This window comes from Streptomyces sp. NPDC031418, assembly GCF_055581605.1.
Genome location: NZ_JBVIJC010000004.1, coordinates 389,242 through 410,512 on the forward strand (window position 1 = coordinate 389,242; position 21,271 = coordinate 410,512).

Below are 21,271 nucleotides of genomic sequence, written 5' to 3' on the forward strand. Positions count from 1 at the left end.
CGGCGGGTGCGCCTTTCAGCGCCTGACCGCGCGGGGGGGGCGCCAGCGGGCGCCCGGCGATCGAACAGCGCCTCCTGACGCCGGTGACGGCGCGTGCTCGGATCAGTACGGTCGGTTGCGGGATCGGGGGATGCGCCCGGCCGACACCTCAGTGACCTGCCCCGCCGCCCCACAGCCGTCGGCCGCCCGGACCTCCCACCGGGCGGCCGGCTCCTTGCGCGCCGCACCAGCCGCCCGGAGCCTCAGCGGCGCCGCGCCCCGACCGACCGGCGGAGTCTGCGCACCGCTCCCGCCAGTTCCGCTCCCGGGGCGCGGATCTCCGCGGGCGGGCCGGGTTCCGCCGGCCACAGGGCGATCTCCGCGTCCCGGGGGCCGTACACGGTGGAGGGATCGCCCTCCCCGAAGACCCGTACGGGATGGGTGGCGTCCCACGGCTGCCAGCCGGGGTCCGCTCCGGCGGCGAACCGGACCCATGCCGCGTGCATCGCGTCGCACAGCTCCTGCGGCGCGCCCTCGCCGGCCAGCCGCCGGGACTCGGGTACGGCCGCCGAGTCGAAGACGAAGCCCAGTTCCAGGGCGTGGCAGGCGCCGAGGCCGGGGAGGCGGGAGGGCCAGGCGAACTCGTAGAGCCAGGAGCTGCCGGGGCGGGCGTCGGCGAGCCGGTGCAGCGGCACGCGCAGCAGGTGGTCGGTGACCATCTGGCCGACGATCTCGGCGGTGCCCGCGTCCGGGTGCAGGACCCGGTAGGCGCGGGGTACCTCGTGGCCGGTGTGGCAGCGGGCCATGGCGCCGGCGAGGGCGACGGCGCCGAGCCGGTCGACGCGTTCCAGCAGTCCGCCGGGCACGAGCCACAGCCGGTACTCGTCCCGGGTCCAGCCCATGAGCAGCTCGACGTCCGGGGCGGCGTCCCCGGCGAGCAGGGCCTTGAGCGGGTCGCGGGGGACGAGGTCGCCGTCCACGACGATGCCGAAGGCCGGGCCGCCCAGCACCGGGCTGCTGAGCCGGCCGACCTCGGCCTGGGTGCGCAGCAGCAGCTCGCGGTCGACGGCGGCGAAGGCCTCGGCGGTGGCGGGGATCTTCAGCCGGGCGGCCATCCGGCGCACCATGCGCCGTACCTTGTCGCGGTCCGCGGCCTCGGGCGGGCCGCTTTGCAGCACGGCGCGCCGGATCAGGCCGCGGGCCGGGGGCGCGGCGAGCAGGGCACCGACGCTGATGGCGCCGGCGGACTGGCCGCACAGCGTGATCCGGCCGGGGTCGCCGCCGAAGGCCTCGATCGCGTCGTGCACCCAGTGCAGCGCGGCCAGCTGGTCGCGCAGCCCCGGGTTGGGCGGTGCGTCGGGGAAGAGTCCGTAGCCTTCGACGCCCAGCCGGTAGTTGACCGAGACACAGACGACGCCGTCGCGGGCGAAGGTGGCGCCGTCGTAGACGGGTACGGCGGAGGAGCCCCTGGTCAGGGCGCCGCCGTGCAGCCAGACCAGGACCGGGAGGCGGGCGCCGGGGTCCGGGTCGGGGGTCCAGACGTTGAGGTTGAGACAGTCGTCACCGGGGATCACCGGATCGGACAGGTAATGGGCGAACACCTCGGAGTACGGCGGTTTCGGCGCAGTCGGACCGAAGGCGGCCGCGTCCCGGACCCCCTCCCAGGGGTCGGGTGGCTGGGGCGGGCGGAACCGCCGGGGGCCGAAGGGCGGGGCGGCGTACGGGATGCCCCGGAACACCGCGACACCCCGCTCGTACCGGCCGCGTACGGCCCCGTGGGGGGTTCTGACCACGGGGCCTGTCTGGTCTGCCGTCATCGCCACCAGCCCTTCGCCGGACTGTCGCACCGCGCTCGGCGACGCGTGTGCCCTGTACACATCAGAGCACCACACTGCGCGGATGTATTCCGGTGCTGGGGCCGGTCGCTGGGCCGTTCGGCGTACCCGCGGCTACTTGGCGTACATCAGCGTGCCGAAGCCGAGCTGGTCGTAGCCGCCGGAGGTGGAGCCGTAGTCCCCGCCGCCGCCCTCGGGCGCGACGGAGTCGCTCATCCGGGCGATGTACGGGTCGTCGAGGTGGAGGCGCCGGTTGTAGTGGTAGTGGAGCATGGCCCACACCGGGCGGAGCTGGCCCCGGGACTCGTCGGAGATGACGGTCTGGGACTGCTCGGCGCAGTCCTGGCCGCTGCCCCAGGTGTAGGTGGTGAAGGGGACGTCCTCGCCGAGGTTGTACTTGGCGACGTACTGGGCGGCCTTCATGAAGCGGCGGCCGTCGTAGGAGTACAGGTCGTCGCCCTGGTTCCAGGCCATCTCGCACAGGGCGCCCATCTGGCCCATGCCCATCAGGGTGTGCCCCTGGTCACGGCCGGACTCCTGCCACTGGCCGAGTTCGTGGCCGTCCGCGTCGGTGTGGAGGTAGGGCACGGCGTGTCCGATGGAGCCGTTGCCGGCGCCCTTCTTGAAGTACGTGACGGCCTGGTCGTACGTGGCGGTGTCGTCGGTGAGGATGCCGATGGCCATGACCGAGGCCATGGTGCACAGGTCCCAGTTGGCCCAGTAGTGGGTGACACAGGCGTCGTTGTGGCGGGTCAGGAACTGGTTGTTCAGCGGGTGGAAGACGCCCGTCATCATCTCCTGGAAGGCGCGCAGGTCGAAGCCCGGGTAGCCGCGCATCAGCTCGGCGGCGTTGGCGAACTGCCAGCCGTAGATGCCCGCGGCGAGGAAGCGGTCGGAGTTGCCGGTGATGGTGGTGAGGGTGGACGCCCAGGCGTTGAGGATGCGTGCGGCGCAGTCGCCGTGGGCGGCGGTGCCGGCGATGTTCCAGCGCAGGGCGTTCTGGTAGGCGGCGGCGATGTCGTGGAAGAGGATGCCGTAGTTCTCGCCGGTGCCGCCCCGGACGATGGTGGCCTGGGGGTTGGGGGTCCAGGTGGACTGGGCGTGGTCGTTGGCGGTCAGCCGGTGCCAGCCGGAGAGCCAGGGTTCGTCGCCGGCCGCGACGCGGATCTTGGCGCGGTTGATGTCACCCGCGTTGTGGAGCATCCCGGGGTGGGTGAAGGCCGCAGGTGCCGCGTCCGCCCTGGGGGCGGCGGACGCGGAGCCGACGGCGAGAGCGGCGGCGAGACCGGTGGCGGTCCGCAGCAGACCGCGGCGGCTCGGCGCGCCGGTGTGGGGGTGGGGGTGGTGTTCTTCGCGGCGGTTCATCGCGATGTTCTCCTCGTGGGGGGAGGCCAGACGGGGTTCTCCTCGTGGGGGGAGGCCAGATGGGTTTCTCCTCGTGGGGGGAGGTCAGGCGGGCGTGACGCTCACCTGGTCGAAGTGCGCGGTGCCGAGGGCCGACGGGTCGCCGGAGCAGACCACCAGGCCCACGTGGTAGGGGGCGTCGCCGAAGCCCGGGATCTCGCCGGTGGCGAGCGGGGTCCAGGTGGCGCCGTCATCGGTGGAGACGGCCGCGGCGAAGGCGGTCCCGGTGCGCTTCAGCCGCAGCAGCAGGGGAAGTTGGACGGCAGTGGCGCCGGTGAAGGCGGAGGCGCCGGCGACGGTGGGGCGCAGCATGAGCTGGGCGCCGGTGCCACCGGTGACGATCGCTCCGGCGGCCTGGTCGAACGGCGACAGGGACTTGGTCATGAGCAGCCCGGCCCGGTCGGCGCCGGCCCCGGTGCGGGAGACCAGCCGGGCGGTGAGCACACAGTCGCCGGTGACCGGCTGCCGTACGAACTGGCCGGTCATCGCCTGGTGGTTGACGTCGAGGCCGGCCCCGGCGCCGCGCACCACGAAGGTCCCGTCCTCGACGGCGGTGCTGCCCGGGGTGCGGATCGCGACCACCCCGAGGGTTCCGAAGGCCCGGTCGTCCAGGACCGGGTCGCCGAGGTCGCCGTAGGTCCAGGGGGCGGGCGGGGGTGTGCCGACGGTGAAGGTGAGCGTGCCGGTGCCGGTGCCGGAGGCGTTGCCCGCGGTGAGGGTGACCGTGCGGACGCCGGTGGTGGTGGGGGTGCCGGAGATCAGGCCGGTGCGCCGGTCGAGACGCAGGCCGTCGGGGAGCCCGTCGGCGGTGAACCGCACGGGTTCGTGGGTGGCCCGCAGGCACAGCTGGAAGGGGTCCCCCTGGCTGGCGAACGCGGCGGTCCCGGCCGGGAGTTCGGGGACGGACGGGGTCGGCATGGTGGCGGCGGCAGATGCCGACAGCGGCCCGCGTCCGCCGCCGCCGGTCTTTGCCACGGCGTAGTGGTACCTGGTACCGGGTGTGCCGGTGGCGTCGGTGTGCCGGATGCGGCTGCCGGTGCCGACCGGGCCGATGCCGGTGGTCAGGGTGAGGTAGGGGCCCTCGGCGTCGGTGGCGCGCAGCACCGTGTAGCGGGCGCCGGGGTCCGGGTCGGTCCAGGCCAGTTCGACGGCGTCGGCGCCGGTGGCCGCGGTCAGGCCGGCGGCGGTGCGGGCGGGGCGGGGCGGGGTCCACAGGTCGCCGGAGGCGGTGGTCACGCTGACGTTGTCGAAGGCGCCGGTGCCGGTCTCGGCGTAGTCCGCGTCGACGCCGAGGCAGGAGGTGAGGATCAGGCCCGCGTACGCGGTGTGCGGCAGGTCGCAGACCGTCGACCCCACCTCGGTCCAGCGGACGCCGTCCGGTGAGATCGCCCCGGTGCACCGGTCGCCGCGACGGCTGATCCGTACCCAGTACGGGGTCCGCAGCCGGTAGCCGTCGCCGGCGCCCTCGACATGGGGGGCCTGGAGCGGGGTGGCCGACTCGGGCAGTTCGCCGAGGTCGGAGAGCGGGAAGCCGGCGTTCACCGTGATCGCCTGTTGTTGGGTGGGGGGTACCGGTGTGCTGCCGGTGCCCGAGACGGCCGCTCCCGTGCTGGGCCGTACGCTCCACACGCCGCTCCAGGTGTGCAGCGGCAGGCCCTGGATCAGCATGGCGGCGTGCGCCGCGTCCGCGTCGAGGGAGGCGCGCAGGGTGACGCCGGTCCTGGAGTACTGGGAGCTGAGCGGCCATACGATCCGCGCGGTGACGGTGCCGTCGCCGGGCAGCGGGAGATGGACGAGGCGGCCGGTGTGCGCGGTGCCGGACGCCTCCAGCAGGAACCGCTCCCCGTCGAAGGCAGCGGTTCCCGGGATCCGTACGGCTCCGAGGTCCTGGGTCCGCCAGGGCCCGGGCAGCCCGGCGGCGGCCGCGGCGAGGGCCGACTCACCGCTGGTGCCGAGGGAGTTCACGGCGCTGACCGTGTAGGAGTAGGTGCGGCCCGGACGGGTCCCGCGGTCGGTGTGGAACGGTTGCCCGAGGCCGGTGGCGATCTCCTCGTACGGGCCCTCGGGGCGGGTGGCCCGCCGGACGGTGTACGTCCGCGCCCCCGCCGACGGCAGCCAGGTCACGGTGACGGCCGTGCCGTCGCCGGTCGCGGTGACGCCGGCCGGGGCGGTGGGGACGGCGGGGCCCAGGGCCCGGGCGCCGGCGTAGGCGAGGGTGCCCCAGCCGGGCAGGTCGTCGCTGCCGCCCTCGACGACGCGTGCGCCGCCGGTGCCGCGGAAGACGGCGGCCCTGGTCCAGGGGGTGTCGAGGCCGCGTACGCCGGCGTAGTGGGCGTAGTACATCTCGTAGACCGGGGGCAGGGTGCCGCGGCCCTTGCCGGAGACGGCGGTCTTGAGGTACTTGCCGGTGCGGTCGAGGTCGGGGGTGAAGGGGACGTCGGCGCCGAGGTTGTAGCGGGCGTCGTACTCGGCACCCGCGAGGATGCGGTGGTCGTCGTACCCCCACAGGTCGACGCCCTGGTTCCAGGCGACCTGGGCGATGTCGCCGGTCAGCCCGACCGCGAGCTGTTCGTGGCCCTGGTCGCGGCCGCTCTCCTGGCCCTGGCCGGCGTCGGTGACGACGCGGTGCCGGATGCTGCCGTTGCCGGCGCCCGCGGCGGCGTAGCGCAGGGCGTCCTCGAAGAGCGTGCGCTCCTCGCAGAACACGCCGATGGCCAGGATCGTCTGAATGGCCGTCAGGTCCCAGTTGCCGTTGGCGTAGAGCATGTAGCCGGAGACGGCGGGATACCAGACGTCGAGGAAGGACCGCTCGCAGCGGGCGACGGCGGCGTCCGTCCAGCCGTCGTAGCCGGTGTGCCGCAGCAGTTCGGCGGCGTTGGCGAGCTTGAAGGCCTGGAGGCCGGCGCCGAGCGGTCCGTCGGCGCCGGTGACCTTGGTGAGGGAGGCGGACCAGGCGTCGAGGATGTCACGGGCCTTGTCGGCGTGGGCGCGGTCGCCGGTGACGGCCCACAGCAGGGCGTTCTGGTAGGCGGCCGCGGAGTCGGCGACGGCCTCGTTCTGGAAGTTGGCGGGGCCGCGGCCCCAGGAGGTGATCTGGCCGGTGTTCTGGACGGTGTAGCCGCTCTGCGACCGAGGGTGGGCGGCGAGGGCGAGGAAGCCGTCGTACTGGGGTGACTGCCGCGCGTCGACGGCCGCCTTCATACGGGCGAGATCGGCGGCGGTGTGCAGCAGGCCGGGGTGGGCGAAGGTCCTGGCGCCGGGGGCGCCGGCCGCCCGCGCGGTGCCCGGCGTCGACAGTCCGCTCGCGCCCGACGCCAGCAGCAGGGCCGCCGTACCGCCGAGGAAGCGGCGGCGGCTGGGTGCAGGAATGGTCATGAGGCGTCCGGCGGGTTCATGTGCTGACTCCTTGCGGGCGGTGAGCAGATGAGGGACGCGGTGGGTGCGATGTTTCAGCAACCGCTTGCTATTGGCAGTGCAGGGAGCTTCCTTCCCGCCACACGGCACGTCAAGAGGCCCGGCGAACTTTGGAGAACAGTGAAGTCCTCGCTTGAGCAGGTCCCAGGGACGGCGCCCCAAGCCGCACCCCCACCCGGCCGGGTCATTGACCGGCGCTTCCCGCCAGATCTACGGTAGAAGCCGCTTTCTGAAAAGGTTTCTGGCATCGCCCCCTCTCATCCACTCCCATCCCAGGAGAGCCATGCCCAGCCGCCAGCCGCCGAGGGCCGTGTTCGCGATGGATCCGGTGCACCTCCCCCTGCTCTTCCCGCCACCGCTCATGGCCCGGCTGCGGCAGACCTGCGACCTCGATCCGGCCCTGGTCGTACGGGACTTCGCCGACCCGGCCGCCCGGGCCGCCCTCGCCGGTGCCGAGGTGCTGATCACCGGCTGGGGCTGCCCCGGCCTGGACGCGGACGTGCTGGCCGTCGCGCCCGGCCTGCGCACCGTCCTGCACGCCGCGGGCTCGGTCCGCTCGCTGGTCGGCGAGGCGCTGTGGAAGGCCGGGGTCGCCGTGTCCAGCGCGGCGACCGGCAACGCGGTGCCCGTCGCGGAGTACACGCTCGCCATGATCCTGCTCGCCGGCAAGGACGCCTTCACGCACCGCGAGCGGTTCCGCGCCACGCACGCCCACCCCGCCCACGCCGAGACCGCGGCCACCGGAAACGTCGGCCGTCGCGTCGGGGTCATCGGCGCCTCCCGGGTGGGCCGCAGACTGCTGGAGCTGCTGCGGCCGTTCGACTTCACGGTCCTGCTGCACGACCCGTACGCGAGCCCCGCCGAGGCCGCCGCCCTCGGTGCCGAACTGCTGCCGCTGGACGACCTGTTGCGGCGCAGCGACATCGTGACCCTGCACGCCCCCGACCTCCCCGAGACCTACCGCATGCTCGACGCCGGCCGGCTCGCCCTCATCCGGGACGGAGGCGTGCTGATCAACACCTCCCGGGGCGCCCTGGTCGACCCGGACGCGCTCACCGGGGAGCTGGTGTCGGGGCGGCTGCACGCGATCCTCGACGTGACCGAGCCCGAGCCGCTGCCCGCGCAGTCCCCGCTGTACCGGCTGCCCAACGTGTTTCTCACCCCGCACATCGCGGGCTCGCTGGGCAACGAGCTGGAGCGGCTCGGGCGCATCGTCGTCGAGGAACTGGAACGGCTGGCCGCGGGGCAGCCCTTGGCCCACGAGGTACGGCACTCCGACCTGACGCGGGTCGCATGAGGGCGCCCGGCGGCCCTCGGCCGGCGGCAACACGAGCCACACGCATGGAAGTCCACGCCCGCCGCACCCCGGCCGACGCCGACACCGGCCGGCGAGGGTCCCCCTCGGCGCTTGTCCACAGGGCAGGCCGCCCCGCAGTCGGCATCGGATACGGTTTCCGCAACCCGCACCAAAGTGGCCCTCGGCCCGCGGGTGACCGGGTCACTCACGCGAAGGAGCCGCAAGGGTGGGTCAGCGCAAGGCGGTGAGCGAGGCCGGACGGGCCACCATCCGCGATGTGGCCGAGCGAGCGGGCGTCTCCGTCGCGAGCGTGTCCCGCGTGCTGTCCGGCAACTACCCGGTCTCGGAGGACCTGCGCCGCCGGGTGATGAGGGTCGTACGCGACCTGGACTACGTCACCAACGCCCACGCCCGCTCGCTGGCCGGCGGCGGCACCCCCACCGTGGCCATCCTCATCAACAACATCACCGGTGCCGCCTTCGCCCATGTCGCCAAGGGCGTCGAGGGCGCCGCCGCGCTGCGCGGGTGGCTCTCCCTGGTGGGCACCACCGGTGACGACCCCGAGCGAGAACTCGCGCTGGTCAACCTCATGCGCCAGCAGGGCGTCGCCGCCGTGGTGCTGCTCGGCGGCGCCTACGACTACGACGAGTACCAGCTGCGCATGGCCCGCTTCGCCCGCTCCCTCGACGCGGCCGGCTCCCATCTGGTCCTGGTGGGCAGGCCGCCCCTGGAGGGCGACGTGCCGGCCACCACGGTCGACTACGACAACGAGGGCGGCGCCTACGCGATGGCCAGCCATCTGCTGTCGGCCGGGCACCGCCGGGTCCTGGTGCTGCCCGGTCCCGCCGAACTGACCACGGCGCAGGGCAGGTTGCGCGGCGCGCGGCGGGCCTTCGAGGCGTACGGCGTGCCCTTCGACCCGGGCATGGTGAGACACGGCCCGTACGACGACGAGCACGGGTACCGGGCCGTCGGGCAGAGCCTGCGCGAGGGGCTGGAGTTCACCGCCGTGCTGGCCGGCACGGACGTGGTCGCGGCGGGCGCCATGCAGGCCCTGCGCGCGGCCGGGAAGCGGGTGCCGGAGGACGTGTCGATCGTCGGCTACGACGACATCCCGCTCGCCTCCCAGCTGACCCCCCAGCTCTCCACCGTGCATGTGCCCTACGAGGAGATGGGCCGGGTCGCCCTGCGCGCGGTGGCCGACCGGCGCGAGGGCGGTGCGGGCCGCCGCAGGGGCGCCGACGGCGAGCATCTGGTGCTGGGCACCCATGTCGTCGTACGCGACTCCGTGCGGCCGCCTGCCCCCGCGCCGGGTCGCTGAGGTCGAGTCCGGGCAGCGCTCTTTCGTAAACGTTTTCCTCAGCGGTTACCCACCCCCCGGCCGGTGGCCGACCGCTGGTTGGAGCGAATTCCCGCACGCCTCTTGCTCGCCGCTCGTCAGCTCGCCTACTTTCTCAGCAAACGCTTACTACAGCTTCCGCTTGGACGACGGCCTCCGCCTGGCCGGTCCCGGACCTTCCGAGCCGATGACCTCCGGCCGCCCATCCCGGCCCGCGCGCAGCCGACGCCCCCTCCCGTCCGAGACGCCTACATCCCGAAGGAACCCGGTCAGATGAACTTCACCAGCCCACGGAGAAAGTTCGCCCACGCCGCCCTCACGGGTCTCGTGCTCACCGGTCTGCTCACCGCCTGCGGCGGCTCGGGCTCCGGGGGCGACACCGCCTCGGCCGGCCCGGTCACGCTGCCCTTCTGGGGCTGGGCCAACGGGCAGGACGCCGTCGTCAAGGCCTTCAACGCCTCGCACAAGGACGTCAAGCTGGAGTACACCAAGGTCACCGACCAGCTGACCATGCAGAAGCAGCTGACCAACGCGGTCAAGGCGGGCAACGCGCCCTGCCTGGTGCAGAACACCGCCGAGTACGTGACCAGCTGGGTCTCGCAGGGCGCCCTCGCCGACATCACCCCGTACGTCCGGACCGCCAAGGACAGGTTCAACCCCGGTTCCTGGTCCACCGCGCAGGTGCAGGGGAAGCTGTACGGCGTACCGACCAGCTCGGCGCCCGCCTTCACCGTCTACCGCGCCGACCTCTTCGCCAGGTACGGGCTGAAGCCGCCCGCCACCTGGGACGACTTCATCTCGGCCGGCAAGGTGCTGAAGAAGCACGGCATAAAGATCACCAACTACGCCGGTGAGGACCCCAGCACGCTGGAGGTGCTCGCCATGCAGGCCGGCGCGCACTGGTACGCGATCGACGGCGACTCCTGGAAGGTGGACTTCCAGGGCCCGGGCACCCTGAAGGCGGCCGCGGTGATCCAGGAGATCATCGACAACGGCCTCGACTCCACGCTGTCGTTCGCGGACTACGCGGCCGTGCAGCGCACCTACGACGACGGCGGCACCGCGACCCGGCAGATCTCCACCTGGCAGATGGCCGGCATGGTGCAGAACTTCACCAAGTCCTTCGGGAAGTGGGCGCTCGCGCCATGGCCGACGTACCCCGGTGAGGCCGCCAGGACGCCCTCCGGCACCAACCTGACCGGCAGCGTCACCCTGGTGACCAAGCAGTGCGAGCACACCCGCCAGGCCGCGGAGGCCGCGCTGTGGATGTCCACGGACCCGGGCGCGGTGAGGACGATGGCGAGCCCGGTCACCGGCAACGGGGTGATGCCCGCGCTGAAGGACAGCGGCGCCTACGTGGGCGAGGCGATCTCGGCCAAGCTGCTCGGCAGGAACTACGCCCCGGCGAAGACGGTGGTGACCGACAGCCTGAAGACGGTCACCACGGACTGGACCTTCGGCCCGGACTGGACCGCCATGTTCACCGAGTTGCAGAGCGGCTGGGCGAAGGTGGTCAGCGGGCGGCAGAAGGTCACCGACCTGCTGGCGCACATGCAGCGGTGGACGGTCGCGGACCTGACGTCGCGCGGCATCAGCGTCAAGGGCTGAAGGCCCGATGGTGCGCTCCCAGCGCTGGAAGGGCGCCGCGTTCACGGTGCCGTTCCAGCTCGGCTTCGTCTTCCTGTATCTGGTCCCGATCGGGTACGCCGTCCACCAGTCGCTCTTCCGGGAGCACCAGTCCGGGCTCGGACTCGGCGGCGCCACCGTGCGGTTCTCGGGCCTGGCCAACTACCGCCAGGGCCTGAGCGATCCGGCGTTCCTGCACGCGGTGGGGCGGGTGGTGCTGTTCGCCTGTGTGCAGATCCCGGTGATGCTGCTGATCAGCCTGGTGCTGGCGCTGCTGCTGGACGCGGCGGCCACCCGGGTGGCGGGCCGGTTCCGGATCCTGCTGCTGGTGCCGTACATGATCCCGGGGGTGGTCGCGGCCGTCGTCTGGATCAACCTGTACAGCCCCGACGTCGGCCCGCTCACCCCGCTGGGCCGGGTGTTCGGTCTGTCCTGGAACTTCTTCGCGCCGTCGATGGTGTGGCCGTCCATCGGCAACCTGCTGACCTGGCACGGCATCGGCTACAACATGGTGATCATCTACTCGGCGCTGCAAGGGGTGCCGCGCGAGCTGTTCGAGGCGGCCCGGCTGGACGGCGCCTCCGAGCTGCGGATCGCCCGGAGCGTCAAGGTGCCGTACGTCCGTGGGGCACTGGTGCTCACCGGCATGCTGTCGATCATCCAGATGCTCCAGATCTTCAATGAGCCGGCGCTGTTCCGGAACGTCACTCCGCAGACGGTCGGGGACGGCTTCACCCCGATCATGGTGATCTACAACCAGGCGTTCAACGCGGGCAACTACCACTACGCGGCGGCCCTTTCGGTGCTGCTGGCGCTCGTCCTCGGGGTCGCCTCCTTCGCCTTCTACCGGCTCACCTCGAGGGAGGCCGACCGATGACCCTCACCGAAGAGCGCGGCCGGACCCGTCCGGTACGGCGGCTGACCCGCCCGGACCCGGCCGCCCGCAGCCGTGGCGGGCAGCGGTTCCTGCTGGCGGGGCTGGTGCTGGCGAGCGCCTACAGCCTGTTTCCGGTGTGGTGGCTGATCATCGCGGCGACCAAGGACCGCACAGGGCTGTACCAGAGCAACGGCCTGTGGTTCTCCGGGATGCACCTGGCGGCCAATCTGCGGCAGCTGTTCACCTACGAGCACGGCATCTTCCTGCGCTGGACCGCCAACTCGCTGCTGTACGCCGGTGCCGGCTCGGCCGGCGGCACGCTCATCGCGCTGGCCACCGGCTACGGCCTGGCGCGCTTCGACTTCCCCGGCCGGAGTGTGGTGTTCGCGTGTGTGGTGGGCTCCTTCCTGGTGCCGATCGCCCTGCTCACGCTCCCCCTGTATCTGCTGTTCTCGCGCATCGGGCTGGTGGACACGGTGTGGGCGATGCTGATCCCGTGCCTGATCAACCCGTTCAGCGTGTATCTCGCGAAGGTGTACACGGAGTCCACCATTCCGTACGAACTGCTGGAGGCGGCCCGGATCGACGGCGCCGGCGAGGTGCGGATCTTCTGCACGATCGTGCTGCGGATGATGACCACGGGTGGCGCGACGGTGTTCCTGCTCGCCTTCGTCAACACCTGGAACGCCTTCTTCCTGCCGCTGACCGTGCTGCGCGGCGAGAAGAACTGGACGCTCGCCCTCGGCCTGTACAACTGGACCGGCAAACGCCTGGAGTCGGGGGTGGACCTGACCAGCCTGGTCCTCACCGGAGCGCTGCTGTCGATCGTGCCGATGGCGGTGATGATGGTCGCGATGCGCCGGTACTGGCGGACCGGGGTGACGCTGGGCGCCCTGAAGTGAGCCGCGCCGCCGGGGCCGTACCCGACACTGGCTACCGTGCTGTCGTATGAAGATCGAATCCCTTCTTGAGGACCTGGAGAGCGGCGACTCCGCACGCGCGGAGGCCGCCGCCGCACTGCTGGCCGAGCAGGCCGACACCGTGGTGCCCGCGCTGCTGCGGGGCGTGGCCGCTGTCAAGTCGACCGCCAGACTGCAACCGGTCATGCGGGCGTTGCAGCACATGGGGCCGCCGGCCTTCGAGCCCCTGGTGGCCGCCTGGCGCCGGAAGGAGGTGCCGGACTGGCAGGCGGGCCGTCTCCTCGGGGTGTTCGACGAGCGCTCCGCCGATCAGTACGCGGCCCTGGCGGCCGATCCGGACTACCGCACGTCGGGCCATGGCTTCCAGGGGCTCTTCAGGCTGCGGACGGACTCCGAGGCCGGACTGCGGGCCCTGGTGGCCAGCTACGCCCGCGACCGCGTCGCCCCCTACCGGGCGTCCGACTACGCCCGAGCGCTGCACGACTCCTTCCGGCCGCGGCTGCGCGCCCTGCGCCGCGACCCGGCCGAGAGCCCGAGGACCCGGCGGGGCGCGATGGTGGCGCTGGTGGCGGGCGGCGGCGCCGACGCCCTCGACGACCGCGACCGCGCGGCGATCGAGCGGCTGATCCGGGTCAAGATCCCGCACGAGACCCCGAGGCTCCCGTCGTCGACCCTCAGCGGCTGGTGGCTGGCGGTGCCCGGGGCGTCGTACGAGGGCCTCTTCGAGGCGCTGGGCCTGCACGACCGGCGGCCCGTGACGGTCGCCGCCGGCGTCGAGGCGGCGGAGGGCCGGCACATCCGGGCACCCGGGCAGGACGGCGCCGGGCAGGCCGTGGGGCGGGTCTTCGTCACCCCCGAGCTGAACGGCTGGCGCCTGGTCTTCGGCCCCTTCGACCTGCTGGTCGGCGACGCCTGGGACGGTCTGATCGAGACGGTCGAGTCGGTCAGCGCCCGCTGCGGCCACGCCCAGTTGTTCTTCCTCGACGACGCCGGCGGCGCCGACGTGTGGATGGTCGCCGAGGACGGCCGGATGATCCGCCGGTACGCCGCCGAGAGCGACCCCGAGTGGGAGGGCGACCCGCTGCCGTGGGAGACCCTCGCGGTCGACGACCCGGAGTACGACCCCGAGTACGACGAGGTACCGTCCAACGCGGGCACCACGGGCGCCCGCTCGGCCTGCCGGTACCTCTCGGTCGACCCGGGCGAGGTCGGCCCGGACACCGAGGTACGCGGCCACGGCTGGCTGGCGCTCACCGCCCCGGGCATCAGCCACGGCGCCTTCCCGGGAACACTCCGCCTCTGAGGTACGGCAGAAGGAGGGCGCACCGGCTTCCGGCCGAGGTGTCCCACTGGGCCGGGGCGCCGGTGAGTGGGCTTGTACGGGCGGGCGTCGCCTGAGGTGTCCTGCCGGGCGGGCTTGGACGGGTGGTCCCGGCCGAGGTGTTCCGCCTGGCCGGCTGGTACGAGCACCTCCGGCCGAGGCGGAATGTCCGCCGGACGAGCTTGCACGCGCAGGCCCCGGCCGAAGTGTCCGCGGGCGGGCCGGTGCGAGCGCCCCGCCCGAGAGTGTCCCCCGGCCGAAGCTCGCCCAGGCGGGGCCCCGGCCGACGTGTCCGCCGGGTGGGCTTGGACGGGTGGTCCCGGCCGACGTGTCCGCGGGCGGGCTGGTGCGAGCGCCCCGGCCGAGGGTGTCCCCCGGCCGAAGCTCGCCCAGGCGGGCCCCGGCCGACGTGTCCGCCGGGCGGGCTTGGACGGGTGGTCCCGGCCGAGGTGTTCCGCCTGGCCGGCTGGTACGAGCACCTCCGGCCGAGGCGGAGTGTCCGCCGGACGAGCTTGCACGCGCAGGCCCCGGCCGAAGTGTCCGCGGGCGGGCCGGTGCGAGCGCCCCGGCCGAGGGTGTCCCCCGGCCGAAGCTCGCCCAGGCGGGCCCCGGCCGACGTGTCCGCCGGGTGGGCTGTACAAGCGGCTCTCGACACCGCACTGTTGGCCGGTATCCGTCATACCGTCAGGAGTCCCGGCTTGTCCTCCCACCTCCCCGCGCCCGCGTCCGCCCATGTCGTCGATCCCGCCGGCGGCTGCCCGCACGCCCTGAACGCCGAGCTGCGGGCCCGGGGGCCCGTCGCGGATGTCGTACTGCCCGGCGGGGTGCCCGCGGCGGTCGTACTGGGGCACGACGCGCTCAAGGAGTTCCTCTCCCACCCCGACGTGGCCAAGGACGCCCGCCACTGCCCGGCCCTGCACGACGGCACGATCCCCGCGGACTGGCCGCTGCGGGTCTTCGCCGACGCCCGGGGCATGCACACCGCCGACGGCGCCGACCACCGCCGGCTGCGCTCCCTCGTCGGGAACGCCTTCACCGCCCGCCAGGTGGAGCGGTTGCGGCCGCGCATCGAGGAGCTGACCGCCGGCCTTCTCGACGACCTCGCCCGGGCCGCCGCCGAGGACCCGGACGGCATCGCGGACCTGCGCACCCATGTCGCCCTCCCGCTCCCGCTGAGCGTCATCTGCGAGCTGCTCGGCGTGGACCCCGAGCACCGCGCCCGGCTGCACGACCTCACCTACACGATGGTCATCGCCACGGACGCCACCCCGGCGGAGGTGATGGCCGCCGTACGCGAGCTGACGGAGCTGCTCGGCACGATCGCGGCCGCCCGCCGGGCCGCCCCCGGCGACGACCTGACCAGCGCCCTGATAGCCGCCCGCGAGGACGGCGGCGACCGGCTCAGCGAGGCCGACCTCATCGGCACCATGCGCCTGATGCTGGTCGCCGGCCACGAGACCGCCCTCAACCTGATCAGCAACGCGGTCCGGGCGCTGTGCACCCACCGGGACCAGCTGGCGCTGGTCCTGGACGGCAGAGCCACCTGGTCGGACGTGGTGGACGAGACGCTGCGCTGGGACGGCCCGGTCAGCTGGTTCCCCTTCCGCTACCCCACCCGCGACCTGGCCCTCGGCGACACCGTCATCCTGCGGGGCACCCCGGTGCTGGCCGGCTACACCGCCGCCGGGCGGGACGAGGCATTCCACGGCCCGGACGCCGACCGCTTCGACGTCACCCGGCGCGGCGCGGCCCGGCACCTCTCCTTCGGCCACGGCGCGCACTACTGCGTGGGCGCCCCGCTCGCCCGACTGGAGGTCACGATCGCCCTGGAAGCGCTCTTCACCCGCTTCCCCGACCTCGACCTGGCCGTGCCGGAGGCCGAACTCCCCCGCCAGCGCAGTTTCATCGGCAACAGCGTGCAGGCGCTCCCGGTCCGCCCGGTGCGCTGACGGTGTCGGGCCGGGAGTGGTTCATCCGGCGGGGTGCGGCATTCCTCACGGGACACCGTCGTCCGTCGAGCCCCTGAATCACTCCACGAGCACATAACATTCAGGTCGAATTGACCAACAGTCGCAGTTGCCCGCCTAGTTGGAGAATTCTCCACACATCGACCAAGGGCGACCGCGCAAGGGGGAAGGAAAGTACCGAGATGACGTCATCCCGTCTCCGCCGACGTGTCGCCGGAACCGCGGTCACCGCTCTACTGATCGGCGCCGGCGCGCTGGCGACCGCGCCGTCCGCGGCGGCCAAGGCCAACCTGCTGGCCATCGACAAGGTGTCCCTGCACACCCCCGGCATCCAGGTGAAGGTCACGTACTCCTGCGACGTCGGCATGGACCACGAGCTCGTCGGCAACGCGACGACGCTCAACCACAGCGCCCACGACCAGTCCATCGCCGCGGGCACCATCAAGAAGGACCACCTGATCTGCGACTACAACAACCATGTCGCACTGGTGAACCTGCGCCCGGCGGTGGGCTCGCACTTCGCCAAGGGGGACAAGGTCAAGGTCACCGTCTTCTACTTCGACAACGACGGGTTCCGGTACGCCGACGCGCAGACGGTCGCCGTCCTGTAGAACGGGTTCCGCCCCGGCAACCGGCGCACTCCGCCCGCCCGTTCGGCCGTACCGTGGTGACTTTGCCCGGCGCATACCCGTTTGCCCGGGTATGAACCTCACCACGCGTTCCGCGGCCGCCCTCGCCGTGGCTTCCATCGCCCTGGTCGCCGCCTACGGCACGGCGCACGCCGCCTCTCGCACCCTCGCCCCCGGACAGCACCGCGCCACCGTGCTGACGGCCGCCGACGAGCACGACCCGAAGGAGGACGTCGAGCTCGACGAGAACGGCCGGCCCGACCTCGGCGAGGACTGAGACGCGGCCCCCTTCCGGGGCCGGACGGACGGCGGCCGGGCACCCCGATCGGGAGGTGCCCGGCCGCCGTTGTCCGCGAGTGGGGCCGGTGGGCCGGGTCAGTCCGCGACGCCGTGCCGGTGCGCGGCCCCGACGATGGCCTCGACCACGTCCACGGCGCTGCCGTCGTGGTCGCTGCCCGCGGTGCCGCTGCCGGTCTGGACGTTGGCCGCACGGTCCACTTCCAGCCAGGAGTCGGCGTGCGAGTTGTCGATCACGGTGATCAGACTGTCGGATGCGGCCACGGGACCGGCGCCGGCGCCGAGGAGCGCGGCGGCCACGGCGGTCGCCACCCCGAGCCGGGGCAGGGCGCCGGTCACACGCCCACACCCTCGGGGATGAGCCGCTCGCGGGCGATGTTGCGCTCCAGCAGGCTGGTGGACGCCCGCACGCCGACCCCGCTCGCCGGGTCGACCTCCGGCAGCCGCCCGTCGGCCTCCTTGAGGGACGAGAGCGCGGAGTCCATCGCCTGGTGCGCGGCGAACAGGCACGGGGTGCTGTAGATCGCGACGTCGACGCCGAGTTCGGACAGCTCGCCCAGGGACAGCCGGGGCGACTTGCCGCCGGCGATCTGGTTGAACAGCAGCGGCTTGCTGCCGACCACCTCACGGATGCGCTTGATCCACTCGACGCTGCGCACACCGTCGACCAGGACGACGTCCGCGTCGGTGGCGGCCAGCCGCTCCGCGCGGTGCAGGATGTCCCGCTCGTCGGTGGCGTCGGTACGGGCGACCACGACGAGATCACGGCGGGTCTCCAGCACCTGGTGCAGCTTCTCCAGGTACTCCTCGAGCGGCAGCACCTGCTTGCCGTCGGCGTGACCGCAGCGGCGCGGCCGCTTCTGGTCCTCGAGGATCACGCCGGACGCGCCGATGCGCTCCAGCCCCTCGACGACATGACAGGCGACCTCCGGGTCGACGTACCCGTCGTCGATGTCGACCAGCAGGTGGTGGTGCGGGAACGCGCCCCGCAGCCGCTGGACGAAGGCCACCATGTCGGGCCAGGCGATGAATCCGATGTCCGGCAGGCCGTAGTACGAGGCGGCGAAACCGAAGCCCGAGACGAACATGCCGTCGTAGTGCTTGGCCGCGATCGACGCCGAGTACATGTCGTACACGCCGATCAGCGGGGTGGTCCCGGGCCCGGCGATCCGGTCGCGCAGCTTCTTCCCGTAAGTCAAGGTCCGGCTCCTTTTGTGGGTGGGTGACGCGGAGCGGGGGCCCCGCCGCGTCTCGACGCCCTTTACCAAGCCAAGAGCATCTCTAGATACTCATGTGACCTTCTACTGAGACAAGCTTTACTCACCTGAATGGTGGAACGCTTTCACCGCAGAAACGTCACTCGGCGAGCTGCGCAACTATCTGGTGGGGCTCGGGGGCCGCAGCTGTCTGGAGATCCTCGGCCCGGACCCGGACCAGCCCGCACCCCGGCCGTTCGGTGTCGACCGGCTGACCGGGCCGCGCACGCTCACCTGGGCCATCAGCCCGCCGGACCTCGACGCGGCGATCGAAGCGGCCCGCGCGCGCGGCTACGACCCCGGCCCCGCCCGGCCGATGAGCCGCCGCACCCCGGACGGCACCGTGCTGCGCCGGCGGCTCACCGACGGCGCCGCGGGCCACCCGTCGGGTCTGGTGCCGTTCCTCATCGACTGGGGCGACTCCCGTCATCCCGCTGCCTCCGGCCTGCCGGTCACCCCGCCGTTGGAGGTCACGGCCACCCTGCCCGCCCCGGAGGAGGTGCACGGCCCGCTCGCGGCCCTCGGCACCGGACTGTCGCTCACCCCGGGCCCGGCCGGACTCTCCTTCACCCTGGACACACCCAACGGACCGGTCACCTTCCGCTGAGCCCCGGGGCCCGGCCGCCCTTCGACCTGTGCTGACGTCGGTCCGCCGCGCCGGAGGGGACACCGAAGAGCTGAATGCCGTGGCGGGTACGGAAGCGGCGGGCGTAGGCGAAGCTGGCCAGTGCCGTCAGGGCGAGCAGCAGCAGGGACTGGGCCCGGACGAGCAGCGGCACCGTGTCGGTGGGCAGGGTGAGGGCGGCGAGCGTGCCGAGGCCGCCGTCGAGCAGTTGCTCGGTGCCCCACAGCAGGGTGAGGACCCGCAGCCCCCGGCGGAACTCCGCGGAGTCCTGCCAGAACCCTGCCCGCGCCAGGGCCGCCGGTTCCCGGTGCAGTCTCTGTCCCAGCTGGAAGGCCAGCGGTCGCCGGGTGAGTCCGGTGCCGAGGACCCAGGCGCCCACCACCAGGGACAGCGCCGCGTCCTTGCACAGGAGGAGCCGGGTGCCCCCGCCCAGCAGGGACGCCAGCGCGGCGGCAGCCAGCAGCACGGTGAAGAACAGGTCCACGCCGTCCACCCGGCGCCGGCGCACCGCACCGGACAGCAGGCGCAGAGCCGGAGGCGCGCCGCTCAGCAGCAGCGCCGGTGCCTGGCCGGCGCCGAGGGACCGGGCCGCGTAGTAGACGAGGAGCGGCAGCAGGATGTCGACCGCGAGGGAGAGCAGGGGGCCGCGGGCCGTCCCGCCCGGTTTCCCCCGCGCACGCGGCCGGTGTGGCCGCGCCGCGTCATCCGGCGCGTGCCCCATCGCCACATCCGCCGTGCTGTCCGGTGGACGGCCCGCCGTCCTGTCCGGAGCACGGCCCGTCGTGGTGTCCAGCGTGCGGCCCGTCGTGCTGTCCGCAACGCGGCCTGTCCTGTCGTCCGTCCTGCTGCCCGTGGGGTGCGCCATGGGTCCTCCTCGCTCCGCAGCGGATTCCCTGCCGGGCGGTGCCGGCCTGGGAAAACGCTAGGCGCGGGGCGGGGTCCGGCGGATCGGAGCAGGGGTGGAGAGCCGGGTGGAAACCAGGTGGAGGTCCAGGTCCGCGATCTCCGTCCGGCACTCCACCCCCTGGTGGAGCGCTCCCCGGGGACCAGAAGTCGGACCACGGGTCGGACCACGGGTCGGACCGGAAGTCGGACCTACCTCTGCGGGCCCGCCGTGTCCTCGCTCCCCCCGTTGCCTCCGTTCACCCCGTTCACGCCGTTCACGCCGTTCACCCCGTTCACCCCGTTCACCCCGTTGCCCACATGCCCCTTGTGGACGTGCTGGCTCTTCACATGCGTGCGCAGGCGGGACGTCACGTCCTCCGGCGGCAGGAAGCGGGACCAGCGCTCGGGGAACTCCGACGGCATGTCGGGGTCGTCCGGGTCGTCGGGATCGTCGGAGTCGCTCTCCCGGGCCGCCGCGGCGCGGGCGACGTACTCGGCGACCTGAGCCTCGCGCATCCGCTCGTTGGCCGCGCGGGCGGTGGCCGTGGCGGCGGCCGGCCACACCCGGTCGATGGCGGCGTTGACGGCCGCTCCGACCAGCACGGCGAAGGCGGCCACGCCGATCCACAGCAGGACGGCGACGGACGCGGCGAGGGAGCCGTAGATGGTGGCGCCCTCGATGGTGTTCGTGAGGTAGATCCGCAGCAGGAAGCTGCCGAGGACCCACATGGCGAGAGCGACGAGGGCACCGGGGACGTCCTCGATCCACGGTGAGCGGACCGGCACGGACACGTGGTACAGGGTGGTCAGGAAGACGATGGACAGGACGATGACGACCGGCCAGTACAGGACCTGGACCACCGTCGCCGACCAGGGCACCACCCGCACCACCGCATCCGGCCCGGCCACCATCAGCGGCAGCGCGACCGAGCCGATCAGCAGCGCCACGATGAACAGCAGGAAGGCCATGATCCGGGTCTTGACGATGCCCCGGACGCCGTCGAGGCCGTACATGACCGTGATGGTGTCGATGAAGACGTTGACCGCACGGGACCCGGACCACAGGGCGAAGAGGAAGCCGATGGAGATGACGTCGGGCCGGCCGCCCCTCATCACGTCGTGCAGGATCGGCTGGGTGATCTCCTTGACGCCCTTGTCCGACAGGACCGTCCGCGAGGCCTCGAGGATGTTGGTCTCGAGACTGCGGATGGTGTGGGCGCCGGTCCAGGTGTCGACGTACGCGAGCAGCCCGATGAGGCAGAGCAGCAGCGGCGGCACCGACAGCAGCGTGAAGAACGCGGCCTCGGCCGCCAGGCCCAGGATGCGGTACTCCATGCAGGAGTTGACGGTGTCCTTCAGCAGCAGCCAGGCGGTCCTGCGCTTGGATACGTTCCGGTACAGGGCTCTGGCCCGGTGGAGCCGCCCGGGCGGTCGCTGGGGGGTGTCACTTGCTGGCTGCACGACCCAAAGGTATCCGCAGCGACGCGCCCGGCTCACCTTGCGGGGCAGGTGGACGGGATCCGCGTGGGGGGGGGGGGGGGGGGGGGGGGGGGGGGAAAGGGGGGGGGGGGGGGGGGGGGGGAAGGGAGGAAGGGAGCAG

16 protein-coding genes and 1 pseudogene are annotated in these 21,271 nt (G+C 72.9%); 10 read left to right on the forward strand and 7 right to left on the reverse strand.

Features of this window, described 5'->3' with window-relative positions; all coding sequences use genetic code 11:
* Positions 1 to 242: 242 nt before the first annotated feature.
* From ACZ5CZ_RS07675 to ACZ5CZ_RS07685, 3 genes are all read right to left on the reverse strand, one after another.
* Positions 243 to 1,796, reverse strand: a complete 1,554-nt coding sequence (locus tag ACZ5CZ_RS07675; RefSeq protein ID WP_468940131.1) for a carboxylesterase/lipase family protein — start codon at positions 1,794 to 1,796, stop codon at positions 243 to 245.
* 132 nt (positions 1,797 to 1,928) lie between these two features.
* On the reverse strand, positions 1,929 to 3,179 hold the full coding sequence (locus ACZ5CZ_RS07680; protein WP_385840712.1) for an alginate lyase family protein: 1,251 nt from the start codon (positions 3,177 to 3,179) through the stop codon (positions 1,929 to 1,931).
* An 84-nt stretch (positions 3,180 to 3,263) separates the two neighbouring features.
* Positions 3,264 to 6,593 (reverse strand): alginate lyase family protein, encoded by a 3,330-nt coding sequence (locus ACZ5CZ_RS07685; protein ID WP_468940133.1) that lies wholly within the window; start codon positions 6,591 to 6,593, stop codon positions 3,264 to 3,266.
* A gap of 322 nt (positions 6,594 to 6,915) precedes the next feature.
* Between ACZ5CZ_RS07685 and ACZ5CZ_RS07690 the strand changes: the two genes are divergently transcribed.
* The 9 genes from ACZ5CZ_RS07690 to ACZ5CZ_RS07730 all read left to right on the forward strand — a co-directional run bounded on the left by ACZ5CZ_RS07690 (position 6,916) and on the right by ACZ5CZ_RS07730 (position 16,885).
* Positions 6,916 to 7,929, forward strand: a complete 1,014-nt coding sequence (locus tag ACZ5CZ_RS07690) for a hydroxyacid dehydrogenase (protein ID WP_468940135.1) — start codon at positions 6,916 to 6,918, stop codon at positions 7,927 to 7,929.
* A gap of 226 nt (positions 7,930 to 8,155) precedes the next feature.
* Positions 8,156 to 9,250, forward strand: coding sequence for a LacI family DNA-binding transcriptional regulator (locus ACZ5CZ_RS07695; RefSeq protein ID WP_468940137.1), 1,095 nt, complete (start codon positions 8,156 to 8,158; stop codon positions 9,248 to 9,250).
* A gap of 291 nt (positions 9,251 to 9,541) precedes the next feature.
* Entirely contained in the window at positions 9,542 to 10,876 is a 1,335-nt protein-coding gene (locus ACZ5CZ_RS07700) for an ABC transporter substrate-binding protein (protein ID WP_468940140.1), read from the forward strand.
* 7 nt (positions 10,877 to 10,883) lie between these two features.
* A complete protein-coding gene (locus ACZ5CZ_RS07705; protein WP_468940143.1) occupies positions 10,884 to 11,771 on the forward strand; it encodes a carbohydrate ABC transporter permease in 888 nt (295 codons plus the stop codon).
* A complete protein-coding gene (locus ACZ5CZ_RS07710) occupies positions 11,768 to 12,673 on the forward strand; it encodes a carbohydrate ABC transporter permease (RefSeq protein ID WP_468940146.1) in 906 nt (301 codons plus the stop codon). The genes ACZ5CZ_RS07705 and ACZ5CZ_RS07710 overlap by 4 nt, the downstream gene beginning before the upstream one ends.
* A 46-nt stretch (positions 12,674 to 12,719) precedes the next feature.
* Entirely contained in the window at positions 12,720 to 13,994 is a 1,275-nt protein-coding gene (locus ACZ5CZ_RS07715) for a hypothetical protein (protein ID WP_468940149.1), read from the forward strand.
* Positions 13,995 to 14,710: 716 nt separating this feature from the next.
* Positions 14,711 to 15,961, forward strand: coding sequence for a cytochrome P450 family protein (locus ACZ5CZ_RS07720; RefSeq protein ID WP_468940151.1), 1,251 nt, complete (start codon positions 14,711 to 14,713; stop codon positions 15,959 to 15,961).
* A 200-nt stretch (positions 15,962 to 16,161) separates the two neighbouring features.
* On the forward strand, positions 16,162 to 16,590 hold the full coding sequence (locus ACZ5CZ_RS07725) for a hypothetical protein (RefSeq protein WP_385840701.1): 429 nt from the start codon (positions 16,162 to 16,164) through the stop codon (positions 16,588 to 16,590).
* Between the two features lie 91 nt (positions 16,591 to 16,681).
* The gene (locus tag ACZ5CZ_RS07730; RefSeq protein ID WP_385840699.1) at positions 16,682 to 16,885 is read left to right on the forward strand and encodes a hypothetical protein; all 204 of its coding nucleotides are present in this window, start codon (positions 16,682 to 16,684) and stop codon (positions 16,883 to 16,885) included.
* A 98-nt stretch (positions 16,886 to 16,983) separates the two neighbouring features.
* Here ACZ5CZ_RS07730 and ACZ5CZ_RS07735 read toward each other — a convergent pair whose 3' ends face one another.
* Positions 16,984 to 17,244 (reverse strand): hypothetical protein, encoded by a 261-nt coding sequence (locus ACZ5CZ_RS07735; protein ID WP_385840698.1) that lies wholly within the window; start codon positions 17,242 to 17,244, stop codon positions 16,984 to 16,986.
* Positions 17,241 to 18,104, reverse strand: a complete 864-nt coding sequence (locus tag ACZ5CZ_RS07740; RefSeq protein ID WP_385840697.1) for an isocitrate lyase/PEP mutase family protein — start codon at positions 18,102 to 18,104, stop codon at positions 17,241 to 17,243. The genes ACZ5CZ_RS07735 and ACZ5CZ_RS07740 overlap by 4 nt, the downstream gene beginning before the upstream one ends.
* A gap of 172 nt (positions 18,105 to 18,276) precedes the next feature.
* On the opposite strand from ACZ5CZ_RS07740, the pseudogene ACZ5CZ_RS07745 reads away from it, so the two are divergent.
* Positions 18,277 to 18,768 (forward strand): annotated as a pseudogene (locus ACZ5CZ_RS07745) (VOC family protein); the annotation flags it as partial.
* Here ACZ5CZ_RS07745 and ACZ5CZ_RS07750 read toward each other — a convergent pair.
* Together ACZ5CZ_RS07750 and ACZ5CZ_RS07755 are read right to left on the reverse strand one after the other, a co-directional pair.
* Positions 18,755 to 19,651, reverse strand: coding sequence for a VC0807 family protein (locus ACZ5CZ_RS07750; RefSeq protein ID WP_468940156.1), 897 nt, complete (start codon positions 19,649 to 19,651; stop codon positions 18,755 to 18,757). The pseudogene ACZ5CZ_RS07745 and the gene ACZ5CZ_RS07750 sit on opposite strands and share 14 nt — an antisense overlap.
* A 230-nt stretch (positions 19,652 to 19,881) precedes the next feature.
* Positions 19,882 to 21,132 (reverse strand): YihY/virulence factor BrkB family protein, encoded by a 1,251-nt coding sequence (locus ACZ5CZ_RS07755; RefSeq protein WP_468940159.1) that lies wholly within the window; start codon positions 21,130 to 21,132, stop codon positions 19,882 to 19,884.
* Positions 21,133 to 21,271: the final 139 nt, after the last annotated feature.

What these genes read in the sequence shown, in the direction of transcription:
- ACZ5CZ_RS07705 (WP_468940143.1), top strand. Translation starts at nt 10,884, where the DNA reads ATGGTGCGCTCCCAGCGCTGGAAGGGCGCCGCGTTCACGGTGCCGTTC.
- ACZ5CZ_RS07680 (WP_385840712.1), bottom strand. Translation starts at nt 3,179, where the DNA reads ATGAACCGCCGCGAAGAACACCACCCCCACCCCCACACCGGCGCGCCG.
- ACZ5CZ_RS07685 (WP_468940133.1), bottom strand. Translation starts at nt 6,593, where the DNA reads ATGACCATTCCTGCACCCAGCCGCCGCCGCTTCCTCGGCGGTACGGCG.
- ACZ5CZ_RS07750 (WP_468940156.1), bottom strand. Translation starts at nt 19,651, where the DNA reads ATGGCGCACCCCACGGGCAGCAGGACGGACGACAGGACAGGCCGCGTT.
- ACZ5CZ_RS07710 (WP_468940146.1), top strand. Translation starts at nt 11,768, where the DNA reads ATGACCCTCACCGAAGAGCGCGGCCGGACCCGTCCGGTACGGCGGCTG.
- ACZ5CZ_RS07675 (WP_468940131.1), bottom strand. Translation starts at nt 1,796, where the DNA reads ATGACGGCAGACCAGACAGGCCCCGTGGTCAGAACCCCCCACGGGGCC.
- ACZ5CZ_RS07730 (WP_385840699.1), top strand. Translation starts at nt 16,682, where the DNA reads ATGAACCTCACCACGCGTTCCGCGGCCGCCCTCGCCGTGGCTTCCATC.
- ACZ5CZ_RS07690 (WP_468940135.1), top strand. Translation starts at nt 6,916, where the DNA reads ATGCCCAGCCGCCAGCCGCCGAGGGCCGTGTTCGCGATGGATCCGGTG.
- ACZ5CZ_RS07715 (WP_468940149.1), top strand. Translation starts at nt 12,720, where the DNA reads ATGAAGATCGAATCCCTTCTTGAGGACCTGGAGAGCGGCGACTCCGCA.
- ACZ5CZ_RS07725 (WP_385840701.1), top strand. Translation starts at nt 16,162, where the DNA reads ATGACGTCATCCCGTCTCCGCCGACGTGTCGCCGGAACCGCGGTCACC.
- ACZ5CZ_RS07700 (WP_468940140.1), top strand. Translation starts at nt 9,542, where the DNA reads ATGAACTTCACCAGCCCACGGAGAAAGTTCGCCCACGCCGCCCTCACG.